Below are 14,361 nucleotides of genomic sequence, written 5' to 3' on the forward strand. Positions count from 1 at the left end.
CTGTCCAGGGTTCGGCAGTTACGGATGAATACGAGCCGCTCTAGGTGCTCCTTCCCGTAGACCCGGTAGTTCCCCTCGCTTCGACCAGGAACAGGCAGCAGCCCTTCACGTTCATAGTAACGAATAGTCTCCACCTGACAGTCAGCCTGCTTTCCGAGCTCACCAATCTTCATGGGACGAATCTCCTGATCAATGCTTGACCCTATAGTGGCTTCAGGGTGTTGACTCTGCAATGACTTAGATAAGAGGTCCCGCCATGAGCAGTTGCTGCAGTCACGACCACTCGGATCATCATAAACCTGAAGACCAAAAGCGCGAGCCAGCGCCACCAGGAACGACATTCAGCGCTTTCCACATCCAGGCGATGGACTGTCCGACAGAGCAGAGCCTGATTCAGAGCAAGCTTGGCTCGCTGGCCGGGATACACCAGCTCGACTTTAACTTGATGACTCGCGTTCTAGGGGTACAGCACAGTCTCCCTTCGGTCACCCCCATCATTGATGTGATCGCCTCCCTGGGTATGCAGGCCGAGCCCACGGACGCTCATGTACAAACACGAATTCGCATCGAGCAGATGGACTGTCCTACTGAGGAGAAGCTCATTCGCGACAAGCTCGCTAACCAGAAAGGCATCAGCAATCTGCAGTTCAACCTGCTGCAACGCACTCTGGTCGTAGACCATGTTCCAGAGCTGTTACCTCAGCTCATGGCAGCCATCCAGGAGCTCGGGCTTTCACCGGTTGTCGAGGAGAGTGCCGACCGCCAGGAACCTACCCCAACGAAGAAGAAGCATTGGTGGCCGCTGGCGATCGCGGGGATCGCTGCGGTTTCAGCCGAAATAATCCACTTTGGGCAGTTGGCCCCCGAATGGGCGGTTGCAGCCTTAGCAATAGTGGGGATAGCGCTAAGTGGGCTCGGTACCTACAAGAAGGGCTGGATTGCGCTCAAGAACCGCAACCTGAACATCAATGCCCTCATGAGCATTGCTGTAACCGGTGCCGTATTGATTGGCCAATGGCCCGAAGCGGCCATGGTTATGGTGCTCTTCGCGGTAGCCGAGGTTATTGAAGCGCGCTCACTGGAGCGTGCACGTAACGCCATCCGTGGACTCATGGACTTAAGCCCCGAGCGGGCCACTGTTTTGCAGGCGGATGGATCCTGGCTAGATGCGGACATCAAGGCGGTAGCACTTGGCGCTGTTGTTCGGGTACGGCCAGGTGAGCGAATTGGCTTGGATGGCGAGGTGACGGCAGGCACCTCCACCGTCAATCAAGCACCTATAACCGGCGAGAGCTTGCCGGTAGATAAGAGCATTGGAGATCAGGTTTTTGCGGGCACGATAAACGAGGCAGGGTCGTTGGAGTTCAGGGTAACAGCAGCGTCTACCAACACTACCCTGGCTCGGATCATTCATGCGGTGGAGGAGGCTCAGGGCTCTCGGGCGCCGACCCAACGTTTCGTTGACCGCTTTTCTCAGATCTACACCCCCGCCGTGTTCTTGGTGTCCCTAGGGGTCGCCTTGCTCCCACCGCTATTGCTGAGTGGCGCATGGCAGGAGTGGATCTATCGAGCGCTGGTATTGCTGGTCGTCGCGTGCCCATGCGCGCTGGTCATTTCCACTCCCGTTACCATCGTCAGCGGCCTGGCAGCGGCGGCTCGCAAAGGCATCCTCATCAAAGGTGGGGTCTATCTGGAGAGCGGCAAAGATCTGGCACTGCTTGCACTCGACAAGACTGGAACCATCACTCAAGGGAGGCCGGTTCAGACAGACTTCCTGCCGCTCAAAGAAACAGATATCGAAATGCATCGTGTCAGTGCCGCTAGCCTAGCTGCTCGCTCTGATCACCCGGTATCAAAAGCACTCGCTCGACATGCGATGGATAACGATGTGTCGCTACTGGACGTCAAGGAGTTTGAAGCGCTTCCTGGACGGGGAGTCAAAGGCCGTGTGAAAGGCCAACTGTTGTATCTAGGCAACCATCGTCTGGTTGAGGAGCTGGGGCTCTGTTCTAAGGAGCTGGAGCTTACGCTGGAGCGGCTGGAGCGTCAGGGTAAGACCGTCGTCATCCTGTGCGACGGCCAACAGCCCCTTGTTCTATTCGCAGTCGCAGACACCGTGAAAGAGACCAGTGCCGATGCCATGCGGCAGCTCCACGAGCTTGGGGTAAAGACATGTATGCTCAGTGGCGATAACGAGCACACAGCCCTGGCGATAGCCCAGCAGGTGGGTATTGATGAGGCTCGTGGCAACCTGTTGCCGGCAGACAAGCTCACAGTCATCGCTGAAATGCAGGCCCAAGGTTTAACGGTTGGCATGGTGGGAGACGGCATTAACGATGCCCCAGCGCTGGCAAAAGCTCAGATTGGCTTTGCCATGGGTAGCGCAGGGACCGACACGGCGATAGAAACCGCGGACGTTGCACTGATGGATGACGACTTGCGCAAGGTCGCTACGTTCGTCCGTCTATCTCGTAGTACTGCTGCCATCCTCAAGCAGAACATCGCCCTGGCACTTGGCATCAAGGCTATCTTCCTGGGCATAACCATCACAGGAGGCGCCACTATGTGGATGGCTGTCTTCGCTGACATGGGCGTCAGCCTGCTCGTGGTGTTTAACGGCCTGAGGCTGCTCAGACAATAATGGGAGGTAGCCATGCAATCTCAACTGAAATCAGCAATTGCAGAGGCCTTTGCGCAAGCCGATACGAACCTGCGGCTGAAGCAGCCTGGTAGAGCATTTGAGTGGTTAGAGCGCGCCCACATCCTGACTCAACGGCATCCCTACCTGCATGCAAAGTCACATTGGCTGATGCTACGCCTAGGCCTGCAGACCAAGAACTATCGGGAGGTCCTTGGGCAAATACCTCGCATAGTGGCTGCACTACTTTTCTCACGCATCTGGGTCCCCATTGGCAATACTGGGCGTGCACGAGTTAGCGCATTCCTCCCCATGACCGTCCCAGAAGATCTGCAGCAGCTCCTCGCAAACGGTAACTAAACCAGAACTGACTCCCTCGACTCTGCGCACCATTCGAGTGCGCCGCTGGGTGTCGTTTGTGCAAAAAATGTCAAATTAAGCAGCCCATCCCTCATCTTTTCGAAGATTACAAAATTGTAATTTTCCAATCATCTTCAAGTTATCTACGGCTTGCAACGATAGGTGCGACCGCCTCTGGCTGCTCTCGCACCGGGGCTCAATACCTACAAGAACAGTCATGGCAAATATCCAATTCTGCCAAGAATAAAGGAGCAATTAATGAGCAAGACCAAATTATCTCTTGCAGTATTTTCGGCAATCATTGGAATCAGCCCCATGGTGGCCACTGCTGAGGAAACAAAAGGCGAGGGTTTCGTTGAAGGAAGCAGCCTTAATATCCTCAATCGAAATTTCTACATGAACCGTGACTTCCGAGATGGTCAGTCCAGCTCAACTGGAAATGGCTATTCCGAAGCATGGGCGCATGGCGTCATGGTGAACTTTGAGTCCGGCTTTACCGAGGGAACCGTCGGGGTGGGTATCGACGCGTTCGCCATGCTGGGCATCAAACTGGATACCGGTGATGGTCGCTTTGGCCCTGGCGGCAGCATCAACCTGCTTCCCGTGAACAGCGATGGGGAAGCGGAAGACGAGTACTCCAAGCTGGGCGGAGCTGTAAAAGCTCAGCTCTTCGATACGGTCATTAAGGCCGGCGATGTGTTCCCGATGACCCCGGTTCTTCACTATGGTGACTCTCGCCTCCTTCCGGAAACCTTCAAGGGTGTCACCGTCGTCAATAACAGCGTTGATGGTCTGACCCTGCAGGGTGGTCGAGTTCATGCGATGAGCCAACCGCAGCAGAGTGGCATGAGCGAAGACTTCGCCACCTTCTACGCCGGCGGCGTGGATGCACCTTGGGCGGCCTACTTTGGCGGCGACTACACCCTGAATGACAACCTGGCGTTTAGCCTTTACACCAGCCGCCTGGAAGATGCCTGGAATCAGCACTATGCCGGCATGTCCTGGAGCCACCCGCTTTCTGAGAGCGTCTCGTTGTTCGGCGGCCTGAACTACTACAAAGCCGTTGACCAGGGGCAGAAGCTGCTGGGCGAGTTCGACAACGACATCTACAGCGGCAAGGTCGGTGTGAAGTTCGGTGCCCACTCCCTGGCGTTGTCTCATCAGCGCAACAACGGCGACGATGACTTCGACTATCTGCGTCAGTCTGACTCGATCTTCCTCGATAACTCGATCCAGTACAGCGACTTCAACTCCCCGAATGAGCGTTCCTGGATGCTTCGCTACGATCTCGACATGGCCACCTTCGGTGTCCCTGGCCTGAGCTTCATGACCCGCTACGCCTTCGGTACCGACGCCGACTACTCCGATGCGAACAACGTGTACATGCGTCGTGATGAAAACGGCAACCCGCTGACCGATCAGAAGCGCTGGGAGCGAAACATCGAAGCGAAGTACGTAGTTCAGTCTGGCTCGCTGAAGGATATGTCCTTCCGCGTTCGCCAGATGACCACTCGTGCGACCGACTACGAGTCCGATCTGGATGAAGTTCGCCTGATTGTCGAGTACCCACTGGAAGTGCTCTGACTAGAAAGTGGAGCGGGTAACTACTTGCCCGCTCTCTCTAGCGCTGCATGTCAATATTGTAATTTTGAGCTCATGCTGCCGTTAGCTTCATTTTCGTAAAATCTAGGCATCTTCACAGAGCGCAAGCAAATAGCTCATTACAAACTGAACGAGGCCTGATTTATGAAGATCGCAAATATTGCACTTATTGGAATTCTCGCACTCGGTACTGCTACTTCTGCACTTGCAGAAGATGGCTACGGCCGCTCTTTGGAAGCGGTGAAAAAATTTCGGGAAAACCAAGAAAAAATTCACGGGAAAGACAACAAGGCATTTCAAGTAGAAAGCCAGAAAAGTGGAGTTACTGAAGAAGACGCCGCCAAAAGCAACAACACAACCAACGAAGACTGATTGTTTTTCCCCTACCGAGTCCACCTCTAGAAGCTCCACGAGCTCCTTTGGAAAGAGGTGTACCCTAAGCGCCCTTTAAGGGCGCTTTTTTATGCATTTCTTTGTCATCATGGCGCGCGACCATGAGAGCTCCTGCACTTACTTGAGGGTCAGTTGTAGGTTCAGCCAGATCTGCCCCTTCTTTATAGTCCTGGATGTCAACATTTTAATTTTGAGCTCACGCTCCGGTTAGTTTCATCTTTCTAAGATTTAGGCGTGTTCAAAGAGCGAAACCCAATAGCTCATCACCAACTGAGAGAGACCCAGCTTATGAAGATTGCACATGCAGCACTTATTGGAATTCTTGCCCTCAGCGTTACAGCTCCCGTGCTTGCGCGAGGTGATAGCCATAACCGTCACGAAATGGTAAAGCGATTCAAAGAGAATCAGAAAAAGATTTACGAAAAAGACAACCAGGCGGCACAAGCAGAAAGCCAGAAAAATAGCAGCACTAAGAAAGATACAGCCCAAGATAAAAATACAGCAAACGAACGCTGATAGCCTTTTCCCTGCCGAGTTCACCTCTAAAGGCTCCACGAGCTCCTTTGGAAAGATGTGTACACTTTGCGCCCTTCCTAGGGCGCTTTTTTATCCCTGTTGTGGCTCAATGATTCTGGACACCCCGATAAGGCGTTAAGCTTCGCCCAAAGTCGTGGTTCCGCAGGAGCCAGAACATTATCGGCAGCGCTGCGAATACAGGGTGTGCAGGTTGGTCACTTTCTGGCTGGACGCCTGATGAAAGAAGCCAGGCTATACAGCTGGCAATGTCGCAAGCATCGCCACCGCAAGGCCGATGGTGAAGGTGCCATTGCGGCCAACACACTGGATCGGCAGTTCACAGTGAGCAGCCCCAACCAAGTGTGGTGCGGTGATGTGACATACATCTGGGCGGGTAATCGTTGGATCTACCTGGCAGCAGTCATGGATTTGTATGCGCGCCGCATCGTCGGTTGGGCACTGCCCAATCGACCTGACTCGCAGCTCACGACACGCGCGTTACGCGTGGCCTACGAGTCCCGAGGTTGCCCGCAGCAGCTAATGTTTCACTCTGACCAGGGTTGCCACTACACCAGCATTGAATTTCGCCAGATGCTCTGGCGCTACCGTATCAAGCAGTGCATGAGCCGCCGCGGTAACTGCTGGGATAACGCGCCGATGGAGCGTTTTTCAGAAGCCTGAAAACGGAATGGTTGCCGGAGCATGGATATGCCAGCCAAGGGCAAGCGGAGGCTGATGTGCTGCGCTACCTGACGGATTACGCCTTGCGCTGGATGCAATAGATGGGGCAGATGCATACCCAGAAATGTTTGAATCTTCCTGGGCAGCCCAACCTGATTGGTTTGACGATCCGATGCGAGAAGACTAAAGATTTGGGCGGTTGCAGCGGGTCTAGATGTGGAGCAGACCACGGCTGAGACGAGCTCATCTGACATCGATGACACGCTCGAAGCCGATTGCAGGCTGTATCGGGGATCTGTGTTTCAGGTGCGCCCGCGCTCTTGAACGGCTAGCTGCTGCAGAAGTTCGGCCCAGGAGTCCTGCGCAAAATGGCTCTCGATGAGATTGCGAAAGCAAAAGTGAGTTGACCATGTGGTGGTCCGATACCCTCCGGGGTACGGACCACCTGGTTCATTCGAGTAACGTCAGCCCTTGTGCAAGGCTACATCTCCATCGGTTTCCGACGACTCAGCATCCTCTTCCTCATCCCGCCGGTGTACCCACTGATATAGCACCGGCAGTACCAAGAGCGTGAGGGTCGTGGAGGATAGGATCCCTCCGATGACGACTGATGCCAGAGGTCGCTGCACTTCGGCCCCGGTACCTGTCGCCAGCGCCATTGGCACAAAACCCAGCGACGCCACCAACGCTGTCATCAAGACCGGCCGCAAGCGAGTCAGAGCGCCTTCAATGATTGCCTCGTGCAGCGTCTTTCCTTCCTCGCGCAGATTACGGATAAAGGAAATCATCACCAAGCCGTTCAGAACCGCGACGCCCGACAAGGCAATGAAGCCGACGCCAGCCGAGATGGACAGGGGAATATCTCGCAGCCAAAGGGCGAGTACACCACCAGTCAACGCGAAGGGAATGCCTGTGAACACCACTAGGCCATCCTTGACGTTATTGAACATCATGAATAGCAAGGTGAAGACCAAGAGCAGAGCGACCGGGACTACGATCTGAAGCCGCTTGGCTGCTGACTGCAGCTGCTCAAACTGGCCACCCCAGGTGGTCCAATATCCAGCCGGAACCTTCACATCCTGCAGCAGGCGATCGCTGGCCTCTTGAACAAAGGATCCGATATCCCGTCCCCGCACGTTGGCACTGACCACCACCAGGCGTTTACCGTTCTCACGGCTGACTTGGTTGGGGCCAAGTACCAGGTCGAGGCTGGCGACTTCAGATAGTGAGATGAACGATATCTGTTCTGCCGCTCCGCCTGATAGCGCAGGAACAGGAATCAGCAGGCGGGAAAGGCCCTCGATATCCGTACGCAGCCGATCCGAGAGCCGCACCACCATGTCAAAGCGGCGGTCGCCATCGAACAAGGTGCCTGCACGCTGGCCTCCCACCGCGAAAGCGATAGTGTCTTGAACATCGCCTACGTTCAGGCCAAAGCGAGCAGCCTTGTCACGATCAATGTTGATGGTCAGCACGGGCAGCCCAGTGGTTTGCTCCACCTTTACCTCGGAAGCGCCCTCTACTTTCTCCAAGGTTTCCGCAATCTCAGCAGCAGTGCTGTTGAGCACACCCATATCGTCACCAAACACCTTCACCGCGACGTCACTGCGCACACCTGAAATCAGCTCGTTGAAGCGCAACTGGATGGGTTGAGAAAGCTCGTAGTTGCTACCTGGAACTTCCGCACTCACACGCTGCAGGTCAGCTATCAACTCTTCTCGCGACTTGTCCGGATCAGGCCACTGGTCCTTGGGCTTGAGCATGACGTAGGCATCCGAGATATTCGGCGGCATTGGGTCAGAGGCGATCTCAGCGGTACCGGTCCGGGCAAATACCCTCTCGATCTCCGGCACTTTCTCTACCAGTCTCTTTTCCAAGCGCGCCTGCATCTCCACCGACTGCGTCAGGCTAGTTCCTGGTACCCGCAACGCCTGCAAAGCAAAGTCCCCCTCGCTGAGGCTAGGGATGAACTCGCTGCCCATGCGACCTGCCAATACACCGGACAACACCACCAAGGTAACTGCACCGGTAAATACTGCGGTTCGGTTGCCCATGACCCAGCCCAGTACCGGCTCGTAGCCTTTGCGGGCGGCACGCATAACGAAGTTCTCTTCCTCTTTGACCTTGCCGGTGATGAAGAGCGCAATCGCAGCTGGAACGAAGGTCACGGAAAGAATCATCGCTCCCAACAGAGCAATCACCACAGTGAACGCCATGGGGTGGAACATCTTCCCTTCAACCCCTGTCAGCGCAAAGATCGGAAGGTAGACCACCATGATGATCAGTTGGCCGAAGATCAGGGCTCTGCGCGCCTCTCGTGAGGCGGCAAACACTTCATGCAAGCGTTCGGAGCGGGTAAGCATCCGGCCATGGTGCTGTTGTGCATGAGCCAACCGGCGAATGGCGTTCTCGACAATGACCACCGCGCCGTCAACGATGATGCCGAAGTCCAAAGCACCGAGGCTCATCAGGTTAGCGCTCACCTTGTAGGTGAACATGCCAGTGAAGGTGAAGAGCATCGACAGCGGGATCACCATCGCGGTGATGATCGCTGCACGAATATTGCCGAGGAACAGGAAGAGGATGGCGATTACCAGGATCGCGCCCTCGATGAGGTTTTTCTTAACCGTGGCGATGGCCTTGTCCACCAGATCGGTTCGGTCGTAGACCGCGATGGCTACTACCCCATCAGGGAGCGATCGATTGATTTGCTCCAGCTTGGCGGCAACTGCCTGCGAGACGCTGCGGCTGTTCTCGCCAATGAGCATGAACACCGTGCCGAGCACAACTTCGCGACCGTTCTCGGTGGCAGCGCCAGTACGCAACTCTCGGCCAATCTGCACATCCGCAATATGGCTGACCCGAATGGAGGTCCCGTCGACGTTGCTAATGACAATGTTGGCGATGTCCGCTGCAGTGGCGACCTGACCGGGAGCCCGAATCAGCAGCTGCTCGCCACTGCGCTCGATATAACCGGCACCAACGTTGGCATTGTTGCGTTCAAGCGCAGTGACCAGGTCTCCCAAGGTGAGCTTATAAGCGGCCAAACGCTTGGGGTCCGGGGCGATCTGGTATTCCTTCGCGAAGCCACCGATGGTGTTGATCTCGGCCACGCCTGGAACATTGCGCAGCTGAGGTTTGATGATCCAATCCTGGATTACCCGCAGGTCGGTGGGCGTGTATGGCGTGCCGTCCTCCTTCAACGCCCCCTCTCTAGCCTCGACCGTCCACAAGAAGATCTCACCCAATCCTGTCGAGATTGGGCCCATGATTGCCTCTGCTCCTTCTGGCAGTTGTTCGCGGGCAACCTGCAGGCGCTCATTGACGAGCTGGCGGGCAAAGTAGAGATCCGTGCCGTCTTCGAAGATTACGGTCACCTGCGACAAACCAGAGCGCGATAGCGACCTGGTCTGTTTGAGGTGCGGTAAGCCGGCCATGGCCGTCTCGATCGGAAAGGTAATGCGCTGCTCGGTTTCTAGAGGTGAGAAGCCTGCTGCTGCGGTATTGATCTGTACCTGAACGTTGGTGATATCAGGGACAGCGTCTATGGGGAGCTTCTGGTAGCTGGCAATACCTAAGCCAGCCATCGCCAGTACGGCAAGCATCACGATGATGCGCTGCTCGATAGCGAACTGAATTATGCGTTCGAACATACGAATTTCCCGTCAATGGCAGGTCAGTGGGCGTGGTCGGCGGAGCCTTTGCCCAGCTCGGACTTGAGGATGAAGCTCCCTTCTGTCGCTACCTGCGCTCCGGCGGCCAAGCCTTGGGTAATTTCCACAGCCCCTTCGCTACGGGCGCCTAGCACCACGGGAAGCGCCACGAATCCATCGTCCACGCGAACGAAAACCGTGGGTTTCTCTTCGATGGTCTGAATTGCCTGGACTGGAACGGTGACGTTGGCCTGGCGGGAGTCGGCTGACAACGCGACGGATACGAAGAGGCCTGGGCGCCATGCGCCATTTGGATTTTCGAGAGTGGCGCGGGCAGTCGCCGTGCGTGTCTGCTCGCCAAGCAAGTTACCCACGTACGAAACGTTGCCTACAACCTCAGCCTCCAGCTCCGGGGCACTGATCTTGACCGGCTTGCCGACCTGGACCTTGCCCAAGTCCCGCGGTGCAACACTGAAGGTTGCCCAGACACGGCCGAGATCTGAAATGGTGAAGGCGTTGCTCGCCTCGTTCACAACCTCGCCAAGCACTAGGTGCTTTTCCACCACGATGCCATCGAACGGGGCCCTTAGCTCGTAGCGGTTCCCCCCCGCAAGAGCAACGTTTTCGCCCAGGGCTCCCATTTTCTGACGAGCATTGCTGAGAGCAATTTCTGCCTCCTGTAGCGCCTGGCGGGCCTGCAGGTAATCCTGTTCTGCAGAAATCTTCTCCTTCCACAGTTGCTGCTCTCGCTCAAAGGTTGTGCGGGCCAGTTCGACCCTGCGCTGGGCCGCAGCAAACTCACTACGCTGATCTGATATTTGCTGGCTTGCGATAACAGCCAGGAGTTGCCCCTTCTTAACTGACTCTCCCAGGTTGACCTGGACGCTTTCCACGACACCAGCAGTTCGAGGAACCACGTGAGCCGTATGGTCCTCATCGAAGCGAATCTCACCGGGAAGGCTGATGGTAGTGCTCATAGCTCCGGCAGTAGCCTTCACCAACTGGATTCCGGCGGCATCGATTTGCTCGTTGCTGAGCTCGATGAGTCCCTCCTCTTTGGCGTAGCTGAAACGATAGGCCCTTCCTTCTCGCTCAATCAGAATGCGAGCCTCGAAGTAGTGCGGCTCGGCGATACCCATGGCACTGACAAAGGCATCGCCCTTGGGCTCGAATCGGAGCGTATTCACTTCACCTGAAGGACGTCTGACCTCCATGGACACCCGGGTATTCTCCCCGGGCACAATCTGCTGCCCTTCCTGTGCTAGATACAGCGACATGGGAGCACTTCCATCCTGACTCTCTGGCGCAACTAGCTCGGCACTGAAGTTGTCCTGACTGAACAGCGTTCCTCCGTTTGGACCGCGAGAGTGATGCTCGGTATCTCCATGTTCATCAGCATCGCCGTGACCCTGCTTTGCTTCTTCGCCATGGTGCTCTGTGTCCTGATGGCTGCTTGTCTCGGCGTGCTCATCCGATTCATGGCCTTTCTCCTCATTCATGAGGGTTACTCCGCCACCAATAAGCCCTATGCCCGCAATGATCGCGAGTACGAGGGGTAATTTTTTGCTCATAAGCAACTCCTAAAGGAAATGCAGCGACCCGCACTCCAGATGCGGGTCACCAAGACGGTCGGTAGGAACTCGGCGGCTCAACGTGCAGCGGGGATGGCTGATACATCGCCATACACGCGCTCTAACTGCACCCATGCCGCGGTGGCTGAGGCCAGGGCGTCGACATACTGCGTGCGGGCACCAATCAACGTGCGCTGAGCATCCAGCACATCGAGAAAAGCGAATTTGCCCATCTCAAATCCGCGGGTAGCGCTATCAACAGCGCTCTTGGCCGATGGGAGAATCGTCTGGTCGAACGAGTTGATCTCCTCCTTCGCAACGACCCACTGATCCATGGCTTGCTCTACATCTGCCCTGAGGCGTAGCTCGGTCGCGTTGCGCAGGTCGCGGGCTTGGTCGGCGCGACGTGCAGCGGAGAGAATGTTGCCCTGGTTACGATTGAAGAGAGGGATCGGCATCGATAGGCCAACTACGTTGACTCGCTCCCGATCTTCAGCGCTGTATTGGCTGCCCAGGCTCACATTCAGGTCTGGAATGCGCTGGGTCTTTTCCAGCTCGAATGAAGCCTCTTGCTGATCCACAGACAGCCGGGCTAGGCGCATTTCTGCGGTTGTCTCCAAGGCAGACCACAGCTGATTGACTGTTGGCGGTTCTGGGATGCTGGTCGCACTCCCAACAACCCTGATGTCTGCGTTGCCACCGATGACAGCCTGCAGTCGAGAATGGGCTCTAGCCTGATCCCGTTGAGCTCGACGTAGCTCAAGTCGGACCTCAGAGAGCTGCACCTGGGCCCGAGTTAGCTCAACTGGTGAAACCTTGCCCGCCTTGACTCGCCCCTCGGCCCCCTGAACTCCTCGCTCAGCCAGCGCGAGAGATTGCTCCGCCAGCTCGACGCGCATCCTTGCTTGCAGGTTGTCGTAGAACGACTGGATGACATCGGCGCGCAGCTCATTCTGGCTGCGCTCTAGCTCGACCGATGCCGCACTCTGCCCCTTCTCCGCTAGCTCGATGCGTGCCCCTCGCTTTCCCCCAAGCTCAATCGGCTGCGTAATCTGGGTGGTAGTGGTCCGCGTGTTGCTGCGGGTGTCTTCCACCTCCCATGACAGCTCTGGGTTTGGCAGCAGGCCGGCTTGCTGCCGCTCGCCCAAAGAGATGTCTACCAATCGGCTCGCAGCCGAGAGAGTCGGACTGTTGTCTTGCGCCTGGCGCAATGCTTCAGCCAGCGACAGCTCCGAGGACGCAGCGACTGCTGGCCGGCCAACCACCCATAGGGACACCAGTAACACCGGAAGCAACTTCCGATAAAAACCTGCAACACCACCATCGCAAGAGAGCAAGGGTTAATCCTCCGCAACCAATGATCATCCCTGACTAAAACGGCTCGACCCGGCAGTAGCGGTCAGCTGATGAAGACAGGAAATGAGTTAGCCGCAGAATTTAGATATCAGTTCATATCGCCAAGGTGACTGGAAAATTACAAATATGTAATCAAGGCCTACAGGCTATTTCGCTGTATTAAGATGCCCCCATCAGAGAGTCCTGTGAAGTTACATGCTGATACAAATATAGCGTCAGCGAAGGAACCTTTAGGGAAATCAGTAACCCCACCAGGGAAATCTGCCTGAAATACTCGCTAAATGTGACAGCTTGTCGCAATGCCAGTCACAGCAAGGCTTGCGCATTGACCCTGTAGCCGCTACAGGCTTTAGGATTGTCTACTCCTATCGTGCGCTAAAAGCCTCTTCATGCCACGTCATTATTAATTTATGAAACTTTACGCGGCCCAATAAACAACAATATGCCGCCTGCCTGGGTAAATTTAATATGCGAATCCTAGTTATCGAGGACGAGCCCAAAACTGCCGAATATCTGCATCAAGGACTGACCGAGAGTGGCTATGTAGTCGACAAGGCCTCTACTGGATTAGATGGTCTTCATCTTGTGCGCCAACACACTTACGACTTGGTCATTCTGGATGTAAACCTTCCAGAGATAGATGGCTGGGGCGTATTAGAAAACCTTCGCCGTGATAACAACACAAGGGTCATGATGCTCACCGCCAGAGGAAGGCTGGCAGACAAGATCAAGGGCCTGGACCTAGGTGCGGATGACTACTTGGTGAAGCCCTTTGAGTTTCCTGAGCTGCTGGCCCGAGTTCGCACCCTTCTGCGTCGCAGCGAGCAGGCTCCGGCACCAGAAACTCTACGTGTAGCAGACCTAGAGCTGGACCCTGCCAGACATCGAGCCTTCCGCGGTGAGCAACGGATAGACCTGACGACCAAAGAGTTTGCGCTGCTGCACTTGTTGATGAGGCGTTCGGGTGAGGTGCTTTCACGCACTCAGATCATTTCGTTGGTGTGGGACATGAACTTCGATTGCGACACCAATGTGGTCGAAGTCTCCATCCGCCGCTTGCGCGCCAAAATCGATGACGCCTTTGAAAGGAAGCTCATCCATACCCTCAGAGGGGTTGGTTATGTACTCGAGGAGCGGGAATGAAACCTGCCAGCCTCTCCATGCGATTAGGGCTATCTGTCGCCCTGATGGGAGCCGCATTGGTGGTGCTCCTGGCCGCCCTTGCTTACTTCTCGCTGACGCACGAGCTGGCCTCGCTGGCCCGAAGCAGCCTGAACGGCAAGCTTGAGCAGATCCAGCACCGACTCAAAGAAGATTCGATATCGAGTGCCGACATCGCCAAGCAACCGCATGGACTGCTCGACCTTGTTGTAGGCCACGACAACCTACAACTTGCCATCTATGAGCGAGGGCCTGAAGGGAAGAAGCTGCTGAGCGTTAGCAACAGGTCGAACGCTCCGAAACTGCATTCTGAAGGCGCCGTGGGCGTTTTCTTCCACGAATGGCTGGATAGCACCAAGCACAGTTTTCTGACGGCCTCGAAGCATGTGCGCTTGAAAGATGGCAATGAAGTCACGATCCAGCTCTCTAG

The 14,361-nt window shown here is 55.7% G+C and carries 11 protein-coding genes and 1 pseudogene; 8 read left to right on the plus strand and 4 right to left on the minus strand.

The window, feature by feature from the left end; translation table 11 throughout:
- On the minus strand, positions 1-173 hold a 173-nt coding region (locus tag PA6_RS21350; protein WP_021703086.1), incomplete at its 3' end, for a MerR family transcriptional regulator.
- A 191-nt stretch (positions 174-364) separates the two neighbouring features.
- Between PA6_RS21350 and PA6_RS21355 the strand changes: the two genes are divergently transcribed.
- From PA6_RS21355 to PA6_RS23145, 6 genes are all read left to right on the plus strand, one after another.
- Positions 365-2,641: a heavy metal translocating P-type ATPase gene (locus tag PA6_RS21355; RefSeq protein ID WP_043217286.1), complete on the plus strand. Its 2,277-nt coding sequence runs from the start codon at positions 365-367 to the stop codon at positions 2,639-2,641.
- A 12-nt stretch (positions 2,642-2,653) separates the two neighbouring features.
- Positions 2,654-2,998, plus strand: coding sequence for a DUF3703 domain-containing protein (locus tag PA6_RS23140; RefSeq protein WP_021703088.1), 345 nt, complete (start codon positions 2,654-2,656; stop codon positions 2,996-2,998).
- Between the two features lie 315 nt (positions 2,999-3,313).
- Positions 3,314-4,582, plus strand: coding sequence for an OprD family porin (locus PA6_RS21360; protein WP_052520214.1), 1,269 nt, complete (start codon positions 3,314-3,316; stop codon positions 4,580-4,582).
- A gap of 162 nt (positions 4,583-4,744) precedes the next feature.
- Complete coding sequence (locus PA6_RS23635; RefSeq protein WP_021703090.1) at positions 4,745-4,972, plus strand: hypothetical protein; 228 nt, start codon at positions 4,745-4,747, stop codon at positions 4,970-4,972.
- A gap of 309 nt (positions 4,973-5,281) precedes the next feature.
- Entirely contained in the window at positions 5,282-5,509 is a 228-nt protein-coding gene (locus tag PA6_RS23640) for a hypothetical protein (RefSeq protein WP_021703091.1), read from the plus strand.
- A gap of 99 nt (positions 5,510-5,608) precedes the next feature.
- A complete protein-coding gene (locus tag PA6_RS23145) occupies positions 5,609-6,190 on the plus strand; it encodes an IS3 family transposase (RefSeq protein ID WP_021703092.1) in 582 nt (193 codons plus the stop codon).
- Positions 6,191-6,654: 464 nt separating this feature from the next.
- Here the strand turns inward: PA6_RS23145 and PA6_RS21370 are convergent, their stop codons facing one another.
- The 3 genes from PA6_RS21370 to PA6_RS21385 form a co-directional block, all read right to left on the minus strand.
- On the minus strand, positions 6,655-9,843 hold the full coding sequence (locus tag PA6_RS21370; protein ID WP_021703093.1) for a CusA/CzcA family heavy metal efflux RND transporter: 3,189 nt from the start codon (positions 9,841-9,843) through the stop codon (positions 6,655-6,657).
- A gap of 23 nt (positions 9,844-9,866) precedes the next feature.
- The gene (locus PA6_RS21375; protein WP_021703094.1) at positions 9,867-11,120 is read right to left on the minus strand and encodes an efflux RND transporter periplasmic adaptor subunit; all 1,254 of its coding nucleotides are present in this window, start codon (positions 11,118-11,120) and stop codon (positions 9,867-9,869) included.
- A gap of 371 nt (positions 11,121-11,491) precedes the next feature.
- Positions 11,492-12,700 (minus strand): TolC family protein, encoded by a 1,209-nt coding sequence (locus PA6_RS21385; protein WP_228723613.1) that lies wholly within the window; start codon positions 12,698-12,700, stop codon positions 11,492-11,494.
- Between the two features lie 538 nt (positions 12,701-13,238).
- Here PA6_RS21385 and PA6_RS21390 point away from each other — a divergent pair.
- Together PA6_RS21390 and PA6_RS21395 are read left to right on the plus strand one after the other, a co-directional pair.
- The gene (locus PA6_RS21390) at positions 13,239-13,913 is read left to right on the plus strand and encodes a heavy metal response regulator transcription factor (RefSeq protein ID WP_021703097.1); all 675 of its coding nucleotides are present in this window, start codon (positions 13,239-13,241) and stop codon (positions 13,911-13,913) included.
- A pseudogene (locus PA6_RS21395) lies at positions 13,910-14,361 on the plus strand (heavy metal sensor histidine kinase); the annotation flags it as partial. The gene PA6_RS21390 and the pseudogene PA6_RS21395, both read left to right, overlap by 4 nt.

The sequence above is a fragment of the Aquipseudomonas alcaligenes NBRC 14159 genome (assembly GCF_000467105.1).
GTDB classification, from domain to species: Bacteria; Pseudomonadota; Gammaproteobacteria; order Pseudomonadales; family Pseudomonadaceae; genus Aquipseudomonas; species Aquipseudomonas alcaligenes.